Below are 19417 nucleotides of genomic sequence, written 5' to 3'. Positions count from 1 at the left end.
GTAAGATGAATCGAATTATAGTGAGTTTATTGTGGGTAGCTCTGGGACTGTTTTCACGGACTACGCTGGCGTGGGATTGTTCGACGGTCACGCCATCAACAACCTTATCGCCGCAGAATATCACTATCTCCAGGGATCTGCCGGTGGGGGCCGTTATTGGTACGCAGATGATGACGCCGACAGTGAATGCGTTCAGTTGTTTTGATTCAGCGGACGGGGTTATTTCCAATCAAACATTTGGCGTAAAGGCGATAGGTACCTTCGATTCGATGGTCAATGGGGTACGGGTCTATAAAACCAACGTTGACGGTATTGGCTATGCGATTTCCGGCTCGACGGCAAAGTGTGCCGGAGGGAATGCCGCCGTAACGGGGGCGAATACGATTCGGGGCGATATTAACACCGCCAGGCTTTGTCAAAATACCACGGGAATGATAAGTCCCGGATTGAATGGTTCGGTCACGGTGACATTTTATAAAACGGCGACGGAGACCGGTTCTGGTACGATATCGGCAAGAATGGTGGGGTCGTTGATATTGCTGAATAACTCGCTGCTCTGGCAATCCCCAGAAGCCGCAGTCAATATCAATGCGTTCACGGTGACCACGCCAGCCTGCAAACTGACCACGGCATCCATCCCTGTCGATATGAAAGAGGTTGATAAAAACGCCTTTAATGGCAAAGGAACGACGCCGGGAGAGACATATACCCAGTCATTCAATTTGCCGATGACCTGCAATGCCGGAACCGCCGTCAGCGTCAGGATGGAAGGCGATATTAATGACGCAACGAAAGGCGTCATCAATACGACCAGCGGGAGTAACGCCGCCACAGGGGTCGGGATCCAACTGCTTTATAACAACCAGCCAATGAGGTTGGGCTCCGATGTGGCGGCTGGGACATCGAGCACAGGGGGCGGTTTCACGGTCCCGCTTAAGGCGCGTTACTACCAGACGGGCGATCACATCACCACAGGGACGGCTAATGGCGTACTGTCTTTTACGATGACATACCAGTAGTTGCCGAATAACTAACATATGGATGAATAGCAGAACAGATTAACCTCAACCTGTTCTGCTGTTCATCACGACATATTTAATACGGTTACGTTGGTGATGTCGTGGGGGATAGAGAAAGCCGCCAACGGCAGGTCTGTTCTGTCTGCGCCATTACAAAATCATCTGTGCCAGTAAAAAGCCAAATGGTACCGAGAAGATAATCGATAAACATCCCGGCAGGAAGAAGGGGTGATTAACGATCTTTGAGCCATTCCAGCGCGAACTGAGAAATGAACCCGTATCATCAGTGGCTATCGCAAACGCGGTTGTCGGGTAAATATTCGTGATATAAAGTGCGCTGACCGCGACAAAACTGGCTAATATTGCCTCCGGGCTAATTCCGATGGAGGCGGCGATAGGCATCAGCAATGCGCTGGTTGCCCCCTGGCTAAACAGCATGGCGCTGGTACAGAAAAATACCGCCGCCAGTAAGAACGGCCAGGCGCGTAATATGTCGCTGGCTTCCATTTTAATCTCATCGATATGGGCACCGATCAGCGTGCTGCTCAGCCAGACAATCCCTAATACCACCACCAGTGATTCCGCGCCGGATTTAAATATCGGTGAGTTCTTCAGCTCTTTCATGTCCAGCTTGCAGGTGAAAATAATGATCGTGGACACGACAAACATCGTAATAATGATTAAGTCGCGGGAATTAATGGTATGCCCAATCAGGGATTTAAACAGCAGCATACAGACCACGAAGACCACTCCCACCAGGAATATGGCGACTGAGGATTTTGCTCCGGCGGGAATAGGGCGGCTGGCCTGTTTATTCAGCACAATTTTATTTTCCTGCATGATTTTTTGACACACAGGATCGTCGGCCAGTTTGGCACCTTGTCTGCTGGCAATGAACGCCGCGATCAGCATGGCAAATAACGCGGTGGGCAGGATAATCAGCATTGCATCGCCGAAGCTCACGCCCATCACCTCAACGGTGCCGTACATAATCGCCGTGGCGGCAGAGATCGGGGAGGCGGTAATCCCGAGTTGCGAAGCCACAACCGCAGAGCTTAACGGCTGGCTGGGTCGGATACCGTTGTCTTTCGCCACTTCCTGAATCACGTTCATCACCGACATGGCGGTATAACCAGTACCGGACAGTACCGTCAGAATAAACGTTACGGTGGGGGCAAGAATATTAAGATAGCCGGGATTATGGCGCAGTAATTTTTCGGTCAGGGTGACGAGATAATCCATTCCGCCGGCCTGTTGCATGGCTGAGAGCGCCACAATGGTAGACAGAATAATCAGCATCACGTCGACAGGTGGAGAACCTGCCGGAACGCCAAAAATAAATACCGAAATCGCTAATCCGATCCCGCCGGCAAACCCGACGCCAATTCCGCCCCAGCGGGCGGCAAGCATGATGGTTCCCAGTAATAAAACGACATGTAATATCACCATATAATTAACCTGCTCTTTGTTATATTTTATTTATCGACAACGAGAGGGCGAGGTAATGAATAGGGAATATTCATTACCTGCAGTTAACGCTTATTTCTCGATAACAGATGATTACGACATATTCATTTCTGTTTGATAACGTTTAATCGCTGCCGTACTCTTTTGCGGATCGGTCATATTCATCGGATCAAGCAGATAATCCGCCTGTTCCGGTGTCAGCAGTTTTTCTGCCAGCACGACCTGCTTTACGCTGCACTGCTGTTGATACGCGGTTTTTGCAATTCGCGATCCTACCTGATAGCCAAACAGGGTTGCCACGACGGTGGCCAGCGCCGTACTTTCCTCTGCGTAGAGAGCACTCACTTCTTCATTTATCGCGATATCTTTCAGACATTTATCGATGAACAGCGGTATCCCCCGACTCAGTAACGAGCAGGATTCGAAGAGCGCCTTTAGCAACACCGGTTCCCACACGTTCAGGTCAAGCTCGCCGCCCTCAACCGCCATGGTTACCGTGACGTCATTACCGATAACCTGATACGCAATTTGATTCATCAGTTCGGGCATGACCGGGTTAATTTTGCCCGGCATGATGGACGAACCCGGTTGCACGGCAGGGACAATAATTTCATTAAAACCGGCGCGCGGCCCTGAACCCTGAATACGAAAATCGGTCGCCATTTTAGAGAGAAAGGCGGCGATTTTCTTGAGCTGTGCGGAGAATTCAATATAGAAGTCACCGTGTTGCAGACCATCGAAAAAATCCGCTTCCGGGCGATATTGCTCGCCAGTGAGGGTCTCCAGCCATTGATACACCGCCGGAAGATATCCCTCATGGGTGGACAACCCCGTACCAATCGCCGTCGCTCCCAGGGGTAAATACAGCGCCTCCTCGTTGACCTCGGCCAGTTTTTCCCTAAGCCGGTTGACCTGTGTGCGATAGGCGCCAAACTGTTGGCCAAACGTCATTGGCACCGCATCCTGTAAGCAGGTGCGGCCTAATTTCACTTTGTCGGCAAACTCACGGCTTTTATCCGCCAGTACGGCTTCCAGTTTTTCCAGTTGCACCAGCAAATGCTTGATATTCATGCGACTGGTCATTTTCATCGCCGCAGGAATGACGTCGTTGGTCGACTGTCCCATATTAACGTGCGTATTTGGGTGAATCGCATCATATCCCCGTACGCCGGTGAGCAGTTCATTCGCGCGGTTAGCCACCACTTCATTCATGTTCATATTGGTCGAGGTGCCGCCGCCGCCCTGAAAAATATCAATCGGGAAATGGGCGTCAAAATCGCCGTTCATCACCTCCTGCGACGCCGTCACGATGACGGCGGCTTTCTGCTGATCCAACGCGCCAATTTGCGCGTTGGCCTGAGCAGCCGCTTGTTTTATCGCGGCGATTGACCACAGGAAATGCGGAATGTCCCCGGCCGTTTTCCCCGAAACTGAAAAATTCAGTACCGCCCGTTGCGTTTGAATACCGTAGTAGGCTTCCTCCGGCACCATTAACGTTCCTAATAGATCCTTTTCTTCACGCATCGTTATGTCTCTTCCTGTATTAAGGTGTATCGCTACCTTAATTGGCTGGCAGTACAGATAATTTGAAGTGGCTCAAAGAAAAAAAGCATTGAAAAGATAAATACTCATTATTAAAAAATGTAATAGTAGAGGCGGTAATGAAGGATATTAACTTCGATTTTAAGCAGTTACAGGCGTTTTTAGCAGTCATTGAGACGGGGTCATTTACCGCTGCGGCAAAGAAACTCAACCTGACTCAATCCTCGATTTCTCAGCAGATCGCGAATCTGGAAAATGGCTTAAAGACTGAAGTGATTAACCGTTCACAGCGACCCATTCAGATGACGATAGCCGGGCAGGCGCTGTACCCGCTGGGAAAAAAGATTATCGATAGCGGTGTTTATCTGCAGGAACATATAAACGCGATCAGTCACGGGCATATTTCACATTTGAAAATCGGCTTTGTGGATTCGATCGGTAAATCTATCGGCCTGGATATCCTGACCTTTCTACAACCGCAGGTGAAACATATTTTTCAGGTTACCGGTACAGCATCGGGGCTGCTTTCCGCGCTGAATACGGGCAGCATTAACCTGGCCATCACGATGCTGCATACCGAGATGCCGCCTAATGTCAGAATGTACCCGCTGATTGAAGAGGAGTTTCTGTGCGTTTGTCCCAAAGCCTGGCCGGAAACGCGGCTGGAAGAGTTGTGTAAAAACAGGGACTACATCGCCTATACCCGCAATACGCCGACCGGCATCCAGACGCTCAACTGGCTGAAATGGAATAACCTGTCTCCGTCTATCCAGTTTGAAATGGATAATGCTGATGACATTCTGAAATTAATTTCCTGCGGCTACGGATGGACGCTGACCACGCCGCTGTTTATTACCACACTTCCCGCCTTTACTGACTCGCTGAAGATCATCCGGATCAACAATCGCAAAGAACGCCGCAAAATTGTCCTGCTCTGTAAGGATGATGAACTGTCTGAGTTCTATAAAAACCTGGCGATTGAGGTCCAGTCAATACTGGAAACGAAACTGGAACAGGGGTTCTACAGTAAGCTCAATGCGGATGTGCCGTCATGATCCCTAACCAGGCATGATTCGGTCTTCAGCGAAGTATTGCCCGGTACTTACCGCTAAAGTAGCGGAAATGCTAACCCAGGAGATTGTTATGATAGCGGTGATTTTTGAAGCGGATACAGTACCGACTCAGCAGGAGCGATATTTACAGCTTGCCGCTGAACTCAGGAACGAACTTGTTAATATTGAGGGCTTCATTTCGATTGAGCGTTTCAAAAGCCTGAGTACGGAAGGGAAGATTTTATCGCTTTCCTGGTGGGAGAGTGAAGACGCCGTCGCGGTGTGGAAGAGCAACATGAAACACCGGGCAGCGCAAAGGGAAGGCCGGGAGTCGATATTCTCTTTTTACCGCATCCGCGTTGCGCACGTTCTGCGAGATTATTCATCGGAAGGATAAAATTCGACCATCTTACGGAAGCGTAACTTCCGCTGATCTCACGCAATCTTTGCAAACAGGACTATTTTCTTACAAGAGAGAAATAAGGATGGAGGTAGAGGGACAGAAAGAGAAAATGGCGCGTGATGTAAAAGGATGTGATCGAGCGAGGAAGAGCATTGAGCTTAATAGTTAACTCAACCTTAAATATTACCCCTTGAAAATACAAGGGGCAATATAATAAGGTAAAATATTTGATATTTGTCGTGTTTTAATAGTTTTTTATTGATTAAGTGCTTATTGCATTCTGTACCCGGGAGTCTAAATGTTAGATAATCTCGGGTGGATTTATCCCTGGTGTTACGTTGGTCTTTGACCGCCTGACTAGTATGTGCCGCGAGCGCTATTAGTCAGGTATTTTTTAAGTATAAGTAAGACCCGACCTGAAAAAAAGCTGTCCTAAAAGACAGGGGATAATAATTTCGGAATGTTATTATCAGGAATGAATAAATGAACTCTTTTGTTGAGTTTTTTTTGCTTGATCGCGATGAGTTGCCGTCAGGTTTTGCCACTGAACTCTACCGCCTGAGAAACCGAACATTTCGTGAGCGGCTCAACTGGAAAGTAGAATGTACTGATGGCCTGGAAAAGGATCAATTTGATAACGAAAACACGACTTACCTGTTAGGGATGCATGAGGGAGAAATCCTGTGCGGCGCCCGATTTATCGATGCCACGCAACCGACGATGATCAGCGAAATATTCCATGAGTACTTCGATAATATTACGCTCCCTACGGATATTCCCTGCTGTGAAGTGAGCCGCCTGTTTTTAGATAAAGAGAGACGTGATTGCGGAAACCTTCGCGGGATGCCCGCCAGTAAGGCACTGTTTCTGGCAATGATCGTCTATTGCATGAAGAAACAGTATCGGGGCATGTTCGCCGTTGCCAGTCGCGGTATGTATGCCATTTTCCGTCATGCGAACTGGAAAATTGACGTGATTCAGAAAGGACTTTCTGAGAAAGGTGAAACTATCTACTATATTTTTATGCCGGCGAGTGAAAGCGCAATTGAGAGCATCATCAGCAAAGATAAGGCCAGCCACTGGCTCCGCGAGATACTTCAACAACTTCGCCGTCTGTAATCCCGCACGGAGTTCAGTTATCCAGTAATCTGAGCTCCATTCCAAGTTTTACCGCATGCCTGGCGTTGTTTACGCCCAGCTTTTTCATTGCATTGCTCATATGAAATTTCACGGTTCGCTCTGCAATTGACAATATAACCGAGACTTCGGCATAGGTTTTACCCGCACTAACCCACTTCAAAATTTGTCGTTCGCGCGGTGACAAAAAAACGTTCTTTTTCTGATGCACTTTACTGTAAAGATTAAGGGTCTTTTGATGTAACTGAATGAGAAAATGCATGAAGTGCGCGCGGCAGGCTTCCATCTCTATCCCCGAATCCTTCTGGCTGATGATGGATAATACGACAAGATTATTCAGATAGTCATGCAGGGGAAACGTCTGACCCTGATAAATATTGTGTTCAGAACTTTCACTGAAAATGCGCGTCAGGTTATAACCGTTCGCCAGCAGCACCTTGTTCTCCCAGAAAAAATCTTCAACACTGCTTAAAGCCCTAATAATAACAGGGTCAATAAACTGGTATTTTCTTTCAAGATAGATGTTAAACCACTCAGGATTATTATTGATAATCTGCATTTGCGAGGGATCTTTCTTGTTCATAATCGCATATGCGTAGATCGTATTTTTGTAGTCCTTAATGAACGCATTCAGTTCATTCTGGATTAACGCATTGATCCCTTCATCGTTGTAATACATATCCTTCACGCCAGTTGCTGCCTCTGAGATGAGTGTTTGAAAGAGTATAGCCTGCCTCGTTACCTGACAAAATGGACTTACCCCACAACAGTCGATATTTCCTGTCCTTATGTCAAATTGTGTATAAAAACGCCAGGACTGAGGTTCATGGCATGACCGTCAAGTTGGCCCCGAAGGTTTGTTGAGCCGGGCGGCACAATCGGATGCCAGACATCACGAACAGAGGAGCGTAAAGACAGAGTGTGGGCCAATGTCAGGCCATTGCGCCACCCGTACTGTCGGTGGCGGAAATTGAACCAGGGTCACAAATATGAATATTGTCCAGCGGCGTGTTTAATCAATGCCGGTTACGGTTGCGGAATAAAAACTGAATAATTACAAAATATTATTTACCCGCGCGATGCGCAGGCGCGGGGGATTATAGGTTTTTACTATAGGTTCAGGATGCAAACAATTGTCGTCCCGAGTCTCTCTTTTTTAACAATAAGGAGGCCATACAAAATACAAGGATAATAAAATGGAACGTCTGACGGTCTCTGACAAACTCTGCTACGCAATGGGGGGCGGATTTGCCTCCAACCTCAGTTTTTACGCGATGCTGGTTTTCTTTATTACCTATGCTTCTGATGTCTATGGTGTGAATCCGGCCACGGTGGGCGCCATCACGCTTGCCGCACGGGGGATTGATGCGTTTATCGATCCGGTGATGGGCGCGATGGGTGACAGAACCCGGACGCGACTGGGTAAATACCGCTTCTGGATAATCACATCAGCACCGGTACTGGGTTTTACAACCTGGATGGTTTTTGCCTCTCCGGATTTCTCCGCGACGGGCAGGGTGGTTTATATCGCCTGCGTTTATATGCTCTACTCCCTTGTCTCTACCGTGTCGAATATCCCGTACCACTCATTAACGGCCTACATTACAGACAAGGTCAATGAACGCAGTAATATTGTGTTATTCAAGCAATTTACCGGGATTATCGCCCAGTTTATCGTCAGCGCGGGCGGCATTTATATTTTATCTGCATTCAGCCAGACCCGGGATGCGACGGGTAATGTGGTGGTTGATTTTCATAGCTATCACTACCTCGGCATTTTATTTGGGGTCGTGACCACGCTGGGATTCTGGATTTGCGCTTACGGCGCCCGTAGACAGGATAACTGGCAACGTATTGTGCACGATGAAAAGGGATTACAGACCGACCCGGCGGGTGAACAGCAGAATATTGTGGTGGCCGTTTTCAAACAGCTGTCGCTGGCTTTTCGTAGTCGTTCACTGGGATGCCTGGCGTTGGCCTCTTCGGCGAACACGCTGTCCTTAGCGATTACCGCCGGGGTGACCGTTCAGTTTTATATGTGGGTTCTCCACAATACAAAGCTGGTTGCGACGGGAGCATTACTGAATATGCTGTTTGGCGCATCAATATATCTGCTGGTTAAGTGGTTAGTATCTCGCTATGGAAATAAAACGGCATTTGTGATCATCTGTTTTATTGCCATGGTTCCCTCGCTGATACTCTGGCTCACCTTCTCGCCTGAAAATGTCACCTTTACTTTGATACTTCTCGCCTGCGTGATGGCGTTTTGTCAGGGCGGGTCGCTGATTACCTGGATGATGGTCACTGATTGCGCGGATGAATTACGCTGGAAAACGAAAAAGAATGCCGCCGGAATTGCCTCCTCCACATTAACGTTCTCCAACAAATTTGGTTCTGCGCTGGGTGCCTTTGTGCTGGGCGGCGTCCTTGATCTTATTGGTTATCTACCCGGCGCGCAGGCGCAAACGGCGGGAACATTACATGGATTGCTTATTTTGATGGTCCTGACGCCGGTTTGCGGGCAACTCCTGTCACTGTTTTCGATGATTTTTTATACCCTGAACAAAAAAAATCATCAGGCGATCTGCATGAAACTGCTCGGGGATGGAGAGTAATATGAAAGTTGTTATGCTGATGTTTGATACCCTGCGTCGTAATAAGCTCCCGGCTTATCAGGCCGACGCATTTCCTCTGCCTAATTTTAAACGACTGGAGGGGAAAACCGTTCGTTTTGATAATTTCTATGTTGGCTCAATGCCCTGCATGCCAGCCCGACGCGATTTGCATACCGGACGGTTGAATTTCCTGCATCGCAGTTGGGGGCCGCTGGAACCCTTTGATGACTCTATTTTTGAAATCATTAAAAAGCACGGCGTCTATTGCCATTTAATTACCGACCATCAGCACTACTGGGAAGATGGCGGGGCGACCTACCATAATCGCTACAGCAGTTATGAGTTTATGCGCGGGCAGGAGGGGGATCTCTGGAAAGCGAAGATTGGCTTCGACGGCGCCCGTGAACTGGATTCATGGAAAAACGCCGAACCGCTGCGCCGTAATATGATCGAGCACGATCAGATTAACCGCAGTTATATTCGTGAAGAGAAAGATTTCCCGCAGGCGCGCTGTTATCAGGCCGGGCTGGCTTTCCTGGCGGAAAACTATCAGCAGGATAACTGGTTATTGCAAATAGAGAGTTTTGATCCGCATGAGCCCTTTTATGTGCCGGATCGTTTCAAGCGCATGGTCGATCCTGAACTGCTCAATAACCCTGACGACTGGCCGGAATACAGTTCGACAGAGAGGATCAATAATCCGCAGAAAGTGGTGAACGGTGAAAAGCATTATCAGGCGCTGATGTTGATGTGCGATGAATATCTTGGCCAGGTGCTGGACTTTTTCGACGCACATCATCTGTGGCAGGACACAATGCTTATTGTGAATACCGACCACGGCTTTATGTTTGGTGAAAAAGAGTGGTCGGGGAAAAGTGTTATGCCGGTGTATAACGAGATTGCGCATGTCCCCTTCTTTATTTGGGATCCCAGAAGTCGACGGGCTGGCGAGTCGCGAACCCAACTGGCGCAGATGCACGATCTGGCGGTGACGTTGCTTGAGGCGTTTGGCATTGAGAAAACGCACAACATGACAGGCAAGGCATTGTCTCCGGTCATAGCGCGACAAATGCCGATTAAATCAGAGGCTATTTTTGGCTATTTCGGCGCGCATGTGTCGATCACCGATGGTCGCTATGTCTATATGAGAGGGAGCCAGTCGCCGGAAAATACCCCGCTATACGAGTACACGCTGATGCCGATGCGCATGCGCAGGATGTTTAATCTCGCTGAATTGCAGGAAGCCACTCTGCATCCTGGTTTTGTCTTCACCCACCAGACGCCGGTGCTGAAAATCCCGGGTTCCGCCGGTTTTTACAGTTCTTATGCGCACGGCAATTTGCTGTTCGATTTAGCTCACGATGCGAAGCAGGAGCATCCGCTCTGCGATCCTGAACGTGAAGCGCTGTTTATCCGCAAACTGTCGCAGGCAATGCGTGAGGCGCAGGCTCCGGAAGATGAATGGCGGCGTCTGGGGATCCCCGTCGACGACGCGCGTATTGACGCGGAGTTCGTGCGACAGGAACATGAAATGCGCAAACGGGTGATGCAGCAGTATTTAGGCTCTCTTGCCTGCCTTGATATGCATCCGGATACCCGGGCATTGCTCCTTGAGATAGCGGCCTGCCCCGGAGGGGATAAATTCCTTCAGGATCTGGCAACGATCTCCGGGCAGCGCAGCATCACCAAGCAGGCGGTGAAAGCGCTGTATGACAGCGGTGATTATGAGTCGGCACTTTACGGACTGTTCAATAAACCCTACTGAGTCTGCATGCCTCACTCATCCGGGAGCCCGATTTTGCCGGAGTTCCCGTCTATCTTCATCGCTACGCATCAGGCAGGCATCATCAATCCCGGAAACCGTGGTGAGGCGAATGTATTTACACAAATTAATTTTTCAGTTCAAAGTGCTGGTAGATAAAAAGACCTTTACCTCGGCGGCGGAAAGTCTGTTTATCTCTCAACCGACCCTAACCCAAAATATGCAACGACTCGAGTCGGAGCTTGGGATCCCTTTGTTGTTCCGTGAGGGGAAAAAGATTTCCTTAACGGTTTATGGCGAAAGCCTGTATCAGCATGCCTGCCTGCTGGATCGCAATTACCAGCAGGCTTTACTCAGTATTGATGCGATAAAGCATAGCCACAGACAGCAACTGGTGATCGAGTGCGGGCACGCGTGGAGTCATGGCGTCTTATTTCATCTGATGAAGGACTATGTGAGGCTGTATCCGCAAATCCGGATGGTGATCAAAAACAGTAATACAGCACTGGGGCAACAGCATTTACTGAAAGGCGAATGCGATCTTGCGTTAGGGGCGATACCCGCTGCGGAAAACAGAATTGCGGCAATAAATTACCTTCCGATCTTCACGACCCGGTTTGTCCTGTATTGCGCGAGCGATCATCCGCTTGCGTATGTGCCGCAGATTACCGAAGCGCAGCTTAATCACTGTGAGTGGGTCATTCTTAAGCATGAATCGGAAAACGAAGAGTTTAACGATCCTTTGCTTTGTCCTATTTCGCCAGAAAAGGTCAGATTTGAAGTCTGTTCGGTATCGAATGCTATTGCGCTGGCGAAACAGACGCAATGCATTCTGGCGCTTTCCATACATCTGGAAGCCGAAGCGCGTCACCGTGGTCTGCGTCGCCTCAATCTGGCGAAGAACATTCCCTCTTTTGATACCGGCATCATGTACATAGACGATGTGCTGAAGTATGACCATAAGAAAAAATTTATTGAGACCATCATTTCGTCAAAAAGCATGTTTGATCAGAATGATATGTAGCGGTCCACAAACCGTTCAAGCATATTCCCGCCTACCGGCGGGGAGATGAGATATCCCTGAAAGCGATCGATACCTAATGCTTTCAATATCGTAAATTTCTCTTCACTGTCGACCCCTTCGGCAACGCAGCGACTACCGGTCAGCATACAGTAATAGTTCAGGCTTTTTATCAGCGCCAGCGCGTGTGGATCGCGTTGCATCTCATTGATAATACACATATCCAGCTTATATTCGTTAAACTGGATCTGCCTGACCGGAAACATCACGCTACCTTGTGAGAAACAGTCATCGAGCATAATCCGAAAGCCGAGCCGTTTTAATTTGTCGATGTTCGCGGCGGTTTTTCCCCTTTGACTGAACTCGATGGTCTCAGCAAATTCCAGCACCAGTCTGTCCGTTTGCTGTGGCGACACCAGTTGCTGTTTCGCCGCTTCCAGCATTCGTGGAAGGCATTCATGGCTGGCGAGGGCGGCAGGGATATTAAGTGAGAAATAAAACTCCCCGGGATGCTGGTTGATTTTCTGTATCGCTTCCTGCAAAACAAATGCGGTCAGCACCTGCCAGGCGTATTCAGCACGTATTTGTGGCAAAAATGCGCCGGGTTGCAGGACCGTACCCTCGCGCCGCCAGCGTGAGAGTATTTCCATCCCTTGTAAACGGTGGTGGCTATCCACAATCGGTTGAAACACCGGAAAGAGTTGCCGGCAACGGATGGCATGGACGAATTCACGTTCGAAGGCGGATAACGCATCGCTACCGCTTCTGTTCAGCCGCGTTTCTGGGTTGCCGGGAAAGTGTGTCGCCAGTTGCGGGAAATGTTCCGCCATCTTTTTAAGTCCTGAAGTTCTCTGATTATAAAGGGTTTTTTGGCTTATGCCTCGCTGTTGCGCCCGTTCAGGGATGTTGTATCCGTGCAGCAAATCCACAATGGCGTTGAGCTCTGGTTTGCTGAGGCCGATTGTCGGCTTGCCATAAATCAACGTCTGGTTATCTGCGCATTGGCCCAAAGGAGGGACATCCTGCAACCCGTGCCCGCGCAATAGCGCGGCAATGCAGCGTGTCGGTAAATCCGAGGCGACGGCCCGGATTTCCGTCAGCAGACGGCGACGCGTCACAAGATGCTCCAGCGTGTGCCACAACCAACGGTCAGGACAGCGGCTGAGGATAAGCATCGGCAGGGGGACAGCGGCCTGTTCCAGCAGAAGCGCCGCCTGCTGCAACGTGGTGAGCAGCCAAAGGGGATCGTCAGGAAGAAACACCACGATCCGGCGTGCTGACGCCAGTGCAGGAAGCGTTGAGATATCCAGCGACGGCGAATTAAGCAGCACCAGACGCTGGCGGTCTGGCGTCATCATCCTCGCGAGACCTTCGGCGGCACAGGGGCAGGGGGACAAAATGTAGTCCATCCCCGGCTTTCCCACATCACTGATAAACAAACGTCACCCCAATGATTGACTGAACATTGCCTGCCGTCACTTGTCCGCTGGTTCGCGCGTAGTTAGCCGTTAAGCCGAGGCTCACGGCAGAGGTGCCGACCGTGCCTAATGACACGGTGCTGTTGGCGGGGACGATGGTACCGTTGCGCGTGAGCTGAACACCGATGCCCTTCGCGGGCGAAGACGACGCGGTATTGGTAAAGATCGAATTGGCGGAATCTGCGGTGGTGCCGGAGAGGTAATACGTCAGATTTTGGCTCTGCGCGCAGTAGACCGTCAGCGGAACGGGGGCGGAGCCCGGATAGTCCGGCAGCGTAACCGTGACGTTGCGGGAGGAGACATCGCAGCCGCCAGTCGGAATGACCACACTATTGTTCGCATAAATGCTCCAGACGAACTGAAAGTCATCGCTGTTTTTGTTGTTGGTCTGGCGGAGAATGAGTTTAGCAATAAGCGTTCCTGCACTGATTGCGACGCCGCCCGCAGAACTGATTGGCGTCAGATACAGGACGGTCGGCCACGGCTTATCGACTCTCGAGTCATAGATCATCCGTGCGGTTTCGCTGGTGGTCGGAAACGGGTAGCTGGAGCCGTTGTATCTTACGGAGCCGGAAAAACTCGATAACACGCCGCCGTAAGCGGACCCCTGCTGAAGGGTGACATAGTCAGTGATGGTTTCGGGATAATCGTTATGACAAAAAATCTGCGTTGAGAGGTCGACCACCAGGTTTTGCCCGACGTTAACCGCAGGCGAGAGATCAACGTAGACGTTCGCGCTACCGCCGCCAATGGGAATGGTCGCGCCGCTGGCGGTTTTGCACGCAAAGGACCAGGCATTGATTGACCAGCCCATCAGCAACAGTGTCGTCAACAGGGTTACGACTCTTTTCATCAACATACTCTCCTGGTCATGCATAGGTATAGGTCACGTTAATCACCGCCTGGATCGTTCCCTGGGTTGCGCCGCCGTTGACCGACAACGCCCTGACCTGCAAAGGAAAACGGGCGGATTGCGAGGCGTCATCCACCACCACTGATTTTGTCGCGCCGGTGTTCAGTCTGTTACCGCTGTCATCCTGGAGTTCAAGCTGGATATTTCCGGCAGTCCCCTGGTTTTTGTAGTAGCCCGTGCTGTCGGCGGTACCGCTGAAGCTGGCGGTGACGCGCGAGGTGCCCACCGGACAATTGCTTAGCTCAAGCGCCACGCTGTGCCACGCGGAGGAGGAACCGGCATTGACCAGACTGAAGGTGTAGAGATCGCCCAGTTCGACGGTGGCAGTGGTGGTCGACACCGTGCACGGTTTGGCGACCACTTTCCCGTTCACGGTAATGGTCACGTCAGCCGCCTGCACAACAGCAGAAGCGGCAAGGATGACTGTCAGTAGCCACCGGGGTTGAAACCATTTCATCAAAGCCTCCGCTTACTGAAATTCAAGAGTGAACGTCGCTGTTGCATTGACGTGTCCCGGCGTGACGGGGAGCTGCGTTGCCATCAGGCGGGCATAAAAGTTAAGCGTATTGGTCTGACCGGGCGTCAGGGTCGTCCACGGAAGGGTGGCGGACCCGGCATTCAGCGGCAGTGTCGTTTGCTGGCCGTTGAGGATCTCGATTCCCATCCCTGCCGCCGCCGATGTTCCGCTGTCGAGTTTCAATAAGCGGGTGTTATCGTTGTCGGCAATACCGATAAAACCGACTTTTACCGCCGTGACCGACGTGCCGCAGGGAGAAAGCACAATACGAAACGGGACGACAGGCGTGGTGGCGCCGATATGGCTGAACTGTTTAGCGGCGTTATCCAGCAAATCGACGGTAAAATCTTTCGATTCGCCCGCCACGGCGCAGGCGTTATCCCTGACATATCCGCTGATCGTGATTGTGCTGTCGGCGGCGAACGCACTGGCGCTGACCAGCGAGAAGATGGCACCCAGCAGATAAAGACGTTTGTTCATCATCTTGTCCTTAGCGGCATTGCGCCGTGAGCTGGCTGAGCAACTGTTGTTGGTTTTCTGCGGATAAGCGGTACTCCGCCACACAGCTGGCGTTTGCGCCGTCACCCCATTTCACCCGAACCTTGCCTGCCAGCGGCATACCGCTCAGATAAACCTGACCGTTATCGGCGACGATGCTGCTGCTTTGGCTGCTGTCGGCGGTTACCATTGCGCCGAATGGTACCGGCTTGCCGTTATGGATGAGCGTCATCAGCAGTTTCATCCCGACGTGGGCGTTAAATTCCGCCCGGACGATCGCGCCGTGCGTGGGGACGACGTTGACCACTGCCTCATCCAGATCAACGTTATCGGCGAGCGTATTGGTATCCAGCGCCACCCGGTTTTCCCGGTACTCGGTGGCGTAAGGCAGCACCGCATAGCCACGCCAGTCAGTGCGTACTCCGGTCTGGTTTTCCACTTTCGCGCCCTCAGCGCCGGGAGCCTTAATCAGCACAACCGTGTCATTGAGTGGTTGACTCAGCGTGACGCCATTAGCATGTGCCAGCACGCCGCCGCTCATCCCGTAATAGAACTGTTTGAGTCCGTCGCTACGGCTGTAACCGACGTTGGCATTGCCAGAACCGCCGCGATAGTTCAGCGTGGCATAGCCAGTGCTGCTGCTGTTACCTTCACCACCGCCCGCATAGCCGGTTTGCACGCTGTAGCTGAGGTTATTGTCTTCCAGCACGGTGCCATACAGCCCCGCCAGGTTGGTCATTCGACCGTTGAGGTCATTCGACATGCTGTAGCTGGCGCTGGCGTGTCGCCAGACGGACTGACTGTCCGAGCGCAGCCAGTGGCTGAAAGGAATATTGACGTTAATAGCCAGCATCTGGTCGCGACCATCCTGCCAGGCGTTTTTGGTCAGGCTGTAGCTCAGCGTCCAGTTGATATCGCCGATGGCGGTATTCAGACCGGCCTGCAATTGTTCATCAGCGCTGTCGGTGCCCCAGTAAGTCTGGTGACTTCCGCTCAGATAGAGCGTGGCGGTGCGGCCTAACTGCTGGGTCAGGCTCACCTGCACTTTGCCGCGCTTGTTATAGGCGAGGTTGTAGTAGTCCGTGAATTTCGGCTGAACCTGAATCACGCCATCCTGCGTTTCGACGTCATGGCCGCTCATCCGACGGTAAGTGGTATCGGCAAAGCTAAAATATCCGCGTGTGGAGTAGCGATAGCCCACCAGTTGGATATTCGTGCCAACGTCGCTGAGTGATTTGTTATAGAGGAAACGCACCGACTGTCCCTGATGTTTGCTGTCATCGGGCAGAGTGGCATTGGCCTGAGTGATGTCCACCGACAGCGCCCCCAGCACCCCCATGTTTTTCCCCACCCCCAGATTGAAGGCGCGGTAGCGGTCTGCCAGTTGTGTACCGCCGTACAAGGTCCAGCCAGCCGGGAGGCCGTGGAGTATGGTGCTCTGAAAAAAGGTCGGTTCTTCCTGCTGATCGTTACCGCTACGGTACTCTCCGGCGGTGACGGCATAGCGGGTATGGCCTTCACGTTGCAATACCGGGACTGAGGAGTAAGGAACGGTGAAGTTCTGGCTGCTCCCGTCGGCTTCCTTGATGGTAACCTGCAGATCGCCGCCGTTACCCGCGGCATACAGGTCGCTAATGCTGAAGGGGCCAGGCGGTACCGTGCTGTGATAGATCTCATAGCCATTCTGTTTGATGGAGACCTGTGCCGTCCCGCGCGCAATCCCATGGATCACCGGGGCAAAGCCTTTCTGGCTGTCCGGCAGCATATTGTCATCAGATGCGAGCTGCGCGCCGCGGAAGTTAATGCCGTCAAAGACATCGCCGTTGGTATAGCTGTCGCCGAGTGTCAGGCGTGAGCGCAACGGCGTGATGTCTCTTTCCAGCCAGGTATTAACGTGCTGCCATTTGTTTTCATTGCTCGAGGCACTCCCGACGCTGCTGTAGCTCCAGGTGGTATTGTCGCGCAGACGCCACGCGCCCAGATTAAGGCCACTTTGCAGGTTTAAGTAGGCGTAGTTGCTGCTGCCGCCGACGTCGTTCTGGACATTGTTGCCGGTGAAGTTGTAATTCAGTAGCCCGGCGGTAATCCCATGATCCCAGCGTTCCGGCGGGATATAACCGCGAGCCTGATTTCCCATAAAGGCCTGAGGAATCGTCAAATACAACCGCTGCTGACCCACATCTAAACGGGTGGTGGCGTCAGGGATCATTTCCGTTAACGGGACACAGGCATCCGCTGCCAACACGTTCATTCCACTGACGGCAGCGGTGTTCAGCCCCATTGTGGCGAGCTGTTCACGCGTCAGGCACGGGGTTAGTTCGCGGTGGTTGTCGCTGGCATGAAAAGTGACGTCGCGGGTGGTCATAAACCCCTCGTTCAGATAAATATCGACGCGATACGTGCCGGGGGGGAGCTCATGTCCCTTTTCAAAACCGGAAAGATCCGCGACGGCAGCCGGATCGTCCGCCAGAAAGCGCGGGTTAAAATAGAGTTCTGCCTGCGCGGAAAATGTGTGTGAGGCAAGCAAAAAGGCAAAGGGGATCTGCGCCATTGCGCCTGACAAAAGTGGTGCATAACGCCGCCTGTGGACGAGTCCAGGTTTCAGATATGACATAGTCCCTCCGGTTCAAAATCGCCCGGCTGTCAGTTCTTTTTTTATTCAGGGATCACGCGGATTCCCTGTTCGTTATCGCAGTGCGCCTTTCATGCGCGGCGTGAGTGCGCCATAGTCATTAATGGTTTTATAAGTAATCTCGCTGCCCGCATCGGCTGGCAACTTCACGCGGGCTTCGCCCAGGGGAGGCACAAGGGCATTTTCCAGTACCCGGGTGCCGGCATTGAGTTCGGTCACCGTCAGGTAGTACGGCGTTGGGTTGATCAATGTGAGCGTGCCTGCGCTGCGGCGGAAAGTGAGTTTTTCTGCGGCCTGATCTGGCGGCAGCGCGAGACCGGCTGGACGGTAATACAGCTTGATACGGCTGATAATGGCCAGTTGCAGGGTGTTATCGCTGAGCCTGGATTTGTCCATCGACGGAATGGCTTTGACGTTCATCCAGAACAGACTCTCGCGGTCCTGTGGTAACTGATTGTTGGTTGCATCAAGGATGCGTAAGGTGTTCTCCTTTTTTCCCTGCATGGCAAACAGCGGTGGTGTGACCACAAAACGTCCGTCTTTGACGCCCTCGGCATTTTCTACCCAGGACTGGATCAGATACGTGCTGCTGTCATCATTATTGGTGACCGCCAGTTGCACCTGTTTTTGACCCGCCGGATAAATCACCCGTGTTGCCCCCAGCGCAACGCCAGCTTCAGCCGGTGTGAATAATCCCATGACGGCTATCATCAGCATCCCGCCCAGCAGGTTGCGCATCATGGTGCGTGTTTTTTTCATGTTTATCCTTGCTGTATTCACCGTCGTTTCCTGTATTTGCTATCTCTGCGGGGTTGTTACTGGTAGGTCAAAGAGAACCAGGCTTGTGCATTCGCGACCCCACCGGTGACCTGACGTCCGGTAGAACGGTATTTCGCAACGAAATGCAGTGTGGTTGGCCCGGAGTAAAGCCGTGCCCAGCTCGTCGGTGGGCCGTTAAGTGGGAGTTGGCTACCCTCTTTATCAAATAACGCTATCCCGATACCGCTGGCGATCCCCGGACCTTCTCCTACGGAGAGAACGTCAGGGTTTTTACCATCCGCGACGCCATGAAATGCCACGCCGACGCGTTGACTTACGGCGGTACTGCATTCCTGAAGGTGAATATCGAAAGAAACAGGGTTGATATCCTCCCCTGGCGCATGAAATCGATTGCTGCTGATCTGCCCCATTTGCACGGTCATCTGGCGATCGCCAGCTTCAACGCGGCAAGATTCGGCAATAATGACCCCCTGGAAACGCATGTTTCCGCCAGGTAACGTCACGTTCCACTTGTTGCCGGCCAGCGCGCAGGCGGGAAGTAAAAGCATCAGCAGACCTGATTTCATCCTTTGCATCGTTAT

At 51.6% G+C, this 19417-nt stretch carries 17 protein-coding genes; 7 read left to right on the top strand and 10 right to left on the bottom strand.

Going from position 1 to position 19417, the window contains the following annotated elements; genetic code table 11:
- Positions 1-5 precede the first annotated feature (5 nt).
- Positions 6-1019 (top strand): fimbrial protein, encoded by a 1014-nt coding sequence (locus tag ACQ0PY_RS19105; RefSeq protein ID WP_044254094.1) that lies wholly within the window; start codon positions 6-8, stop codon positions 1017-1019.
- A 150-nt stretch (positions 1020-1169) separates the two neighbouring features.
- On the opposite strand, the gene ACQ0PY_RS19100 is transcribed toward ACQ0PY_RS19105, so the two are convergent.
- A complete protein-coding gene (locus tag ACQ0PY_RS19100) occupies positions 1170-2468 on the bottom strand; it encodes an anaerobic C4-dicarboxylate transporter (protein ID WP_044254098.1) in 1299 nt (432 codons plus the stop codon).
- A 111-nt stretch (positions 2469-2579) separates the two neighbouring features.
- Positions 2580-4010, bottom strand: a complete 1431-nt coding sequence (locus ACQ0PY_RS19095) for an aspartate ammonia-lyase (protein WP_109739459.1) — start codon at positions 4008-4010, stop codon at positions 2580-2582.
- A gap of 137 nt (positions 4011-4147) precedes the next feature.
- On the opposite strand from ACQ0PY_RS19095, the gene ACQ0PY_RS19090 reads away from it, so the two are divergent.
- The 3 genes from ACQ0PY_RS19090 to ACQ0PY_RS19080 all read left to right on the top strand — a co-directional run bounded on the left by ACQ0PY_RS19090 (position 4148) and on the right by ACQ0PY_RS19080 (position 6602).
- On the top strand, positions 4148-5083 hold the full coding sequence (locus tag ACQ0PY_RS19090; RefSeq protein ID WP_042999418.1) for a LysR family transcriptional regulator: 936 nt from the start codon (positions 4148-4150) through the stop codon (positions 5081-5083).
- 88 nt (positions 5084-5171) lie between these two features.
- Positions 5172-5477 (top strand): antibiotic biosynthesis monooxygenase family protein, encoded by a 306-nt coding sequence (locus ACQ0PY_RS19085; protein ID WP_109739458.1) that lies wholly within the window; start codon positions 5172-5174, stop codon positions 5475-5477.
- A 489-nt stretch (positions 5478-5966) separates the two neighbouring features.
- Positions 5967-6602 (top strand): acyl-homoserine-lactone synthase, encoded by a 636-nt coding sequence (locus ACQ0PY_RS19080; protein WP_042999420.1) that lies wholly within the window; start codon positions 5967-5969, stop codon positions 6600-6602.
- Positions 6603-6615: 13 nt separating this feature from the next.
- Here ACQ0PY_RS19080 and ACQ0PY_RS19075 read toward each other — a convergent pair whose 3' ends face one another.
- Entirely contained in the window at positions 6616-7299 is a 684-nt protein-coding gene (locus ACQ0PY_RS19075; protein ID WP_192926969.1) for a helix-turn-helix transcriptional regulator, read from the bottom strand.
- Positions 7300-7816: 517 nt separating this feature from the next.
- Between ACQ0PY_RS19075 and ACQ0PY_RS19070 the strand changes: the two genes are divergently transcribed.
- The 3 genes from ACQ0PY_RS19070 to ACQ0PY_RS19060 all read left to right on the top strand — a co-directional run bounded on the left by ACQ0PY_RS19070 (position 7817) and on the right by ACQ0PY_RS19060 (position 12021).
- Complete coding sequence (locus ACQ0PY_RS19070) at positions 7817-9235, top strand: MFS transporter (RefSeq protein WP_109739457.1); 1419 nt, start codon at positions 7817-7819, stop codon at positions 9233-9235.
- A 1-nt stretch (position 9236) separates the two neighbouring features.
- The gene (locus tag ACQ0PY_RS19065) at positions 9237-11000 is read left to right on the top strand and encodes a sulfatase (RefSeq protein ID WP_142765376.1); all 1764 of its coding nucleotides are present in this window, start codon (positions 9237-9239) and stop codon (positions 10998-11000) included.
- 109 nt (positions 11001-11109) lie between these two features.
- Complete coding sequence (locus ACQ0PY_RS19060; RefSeq protein WP_044327020.1) at positions 11110-12021, top strand: LysR family transcriptional regulator; 912 nt, start codon at positions 11110-11112, stop codon at positions 12019-12021.
- Here the strand turns inward: ACQ0PY_RS19060 and ACQ0PY_RS19055 are convergent.
- The 7 genes from ACQ0PY_RS19055 to fimI all read right to left on the bottom strand — a co-directional run bounded on the left by ACQ0PY_RS19055 (position 12006) and on the right by fimI (position 19411).
- On the bottom strand, positions 12006-13427 hold the full coding sequence (locus ACQ0PY_RS19055) for an EAL domain-containing protein (RefSeq protein WP_042999426.1): 1422 nt from the start codon (positions 13425-13427) through the stop codon (positions 12006-12008). The genes ACQ0PY_RS19060 and ACQ0PY_RS19055 overlap by 16 nt on opposite strands.
- A 16-nt stretch (positions 13428-13443) precedes the next feature.
- Positions 13444-14349, bottom strand: a complete 906-nt coding sequence (locus tag ACQ0PY_RS19050) for a fimbrial protein (RefSeq protein WP_042999427.1) — start codon at positions 14347-14349, stop codon at positions 13444-13446.
- A gap of 16 nt (positions 14350-14365) precedes the next feature.
- Positions 14366-14866 carry a type 1 fimbrial minor subunit FimG gene (gene fimG / locus ACQ0PY_RS19045; protein ID WP_044254116.1) on the bottom strand — a complete coding sequence of 167 codons (501 nt, stop codon included), beginning with the start codon at positions 14864-14866 and terminating at the stop codon, positions 14366-14368.
- A gap of 12 nt (positions 14867-14878) precedes the next feature.
- Positions 14879-15406, bottom strand: coding sequence for a type 1 fimbrial adaptor subunit FimF (gene fimF / locus ACQ0PY_RS19040; protein ID WP_042999429.1), 528 nt, complete (start codon positions 15404-15406; stop codon positions 14879-14881).
- A gap of 10 nt (positions 15407-15416) precedes the next feature.
- Entirely contained in the window at positions 15417-18038 is a 2622-nt protein-coding gene (locus tag ACQ0PY_RS19035; RefSeq protein ID WP_109739455.1) for a fimbrial biogenesis usher protein, read from the bottom strand.
- A 72-nt stretch (positions 18039-18110) separates the two neighbouring features.
- Positions 18111-18815 (bottom strand): fimbria/pilus periplasmic chaperone, encoded by a 705-nt coding sequence (locus ACQ0PY_RS19030; RefSeq protein WP_042999431.1) that lies wholly within the window; start codon positions 18813-18815, stop codon positions 18111-18113.
- Between the two features lie 56 nt (positions 18816-18871).
- Positions 18872-19411, bottom strand: a complete 540-nt coding sequence (fimI, locus tag ACQ0PY_RS19025) for a type 1 fimbrial minor subunit FimI (RefSeq protein ID WP_042999432.1) — start codon at positions 19409-19411, stop codon at positions 18872-18874.
- Between the last annotated feature and the right edge of the window lie 6 nt (positions 19412-19417).

It is taken from the genome of Citrobacter sp. LST-B2, assembly GCF_057983045.1.
The sequence above is the reverse complement of the archived record's forward strand: the minus strand, read 5'-3'. Positions and strand labels throughout refer to the sequence as shown.

Bases quoted from the DNA above. Each gene is read 5' to 3' on its own strand.
- fimF (WP_042999429.1), bottom strand. From the start codon at position 15,406: ATGAACAAACGTCTTTATCTGCTGGGTGCCATCTTCTCGCTGGTCAGC.
- ACQ0PY_RS19055 (WP_042999426.1), bottom strand. From the start codon at position 13,427: ATGGACTACATTTTGTCCCCCTGCCCCTGTGCCGCCGAAGGTCTCGCG.
- ACQ0PY_RS19030 (WP_042999431.1), bottom strand. From the start codon at position 18,815: ATGAAAAAAACACGCACCATGATGCGCAACCTGCTGGGCGGGATGCTG.
- ACQ0PY_RS19050 (WP_042999427.1), bottom strand. From the start codon at position 14,349: ATGAAAAGAGTCGTAACCCTGTTGACGACACTGTTGCTGATGGGCTGG.
- ACQ0PY_RS19070 (WP_109739457.1), top strand. From the start codon at position 7,817: ATGGAACGTCTGACGGTCTCTGACAAACTCTGCTACGCAATGGGGGGC.
- ACQ0PY_RS19095 (WP_109739459.1), bottom strand. From the start codon at position 4,010: ATGCGTGAAGAAAAGGATCTATTAGGAACGTTAATGGTGCCGGAGGAA.
- ACQ0PY_RS19090 (WP_042999418.1), top strand. From the start codon at position 4,148: ATGAAGGATATTAACTTCGATTTTAAGCAGTTACAGGCGTTTTTAGCA.
- fimG (WP_044254116.1), bottom strand. From the start codon at position 14,866: ATGAAATGGTTTCAACCCCGGTGGCTACTGACAGTCATCCTTGCCGCT.
- ACQ0PY_RS19080 (WP_042999420.1), top strand. From the start codon at position 5,967: ATGAACTCTTTTGTTGAGTTTTTTTTGCTTGATCGCGATGAGTTGCCG.
- ACQ0PY_RS19035 (WP_109739455.1), bottom strand. From the start codon at position 18,038: ATGTCATATCTGAAACCTGGACTCGTCCACAGGCGGCGTTATGCACCA.
- ACQ0PY_RS19075 (WP_192926969.1), bottom strand. From the start codon at position 7,299: ATGTATTACAACGATGAAGGGATCAATGCGTTAATCCAGAATGAACTG.
- ACQ0PY_RS19100 (WP_044254098.1), bottom strand. From the start codon at position 2,468: ATGGTGATATTACATGTCGTTTTATTACTGGGAACCATCATGCTTGCC.
- ACQ0PY_RS19065 (WP_142765376.1), top strand. From the start codon at position 9,237: ATGAAAGTTGTTATGCTGATGTTTGATACCCTGCGTCGTAATAAGCTC.
- fimI (WP_042999432.1), bottom strand. From the start codon at position 19,411: ATGCAAAGGATGAAATCAGGTCTGCTGATGCTTTTACTTCCCGCCTGC.
- ACQ0PY_RS19105 (WP_044254094.1), top strand. From the start codon at position 6: ATGAATCGAATTATAGTGAGTTTATTGTGGGTAGCTCTGGGACTGTTT.
- ACQ0PY_RS19085 (WP_109739458.1), top strand. From the start codon at position 5,172: ATGATAGCGGTGATTTTTGAAGCGGATACAGTACCGACTCAGCAGGAG.
- ACQ0PY_RS19060 (WP_044327020.1), top strand. From the start codon at position 11,110: ATGTATTTACACAAATTAATTTTTCAGTTCAAAGTGCTGGTAGATAAA.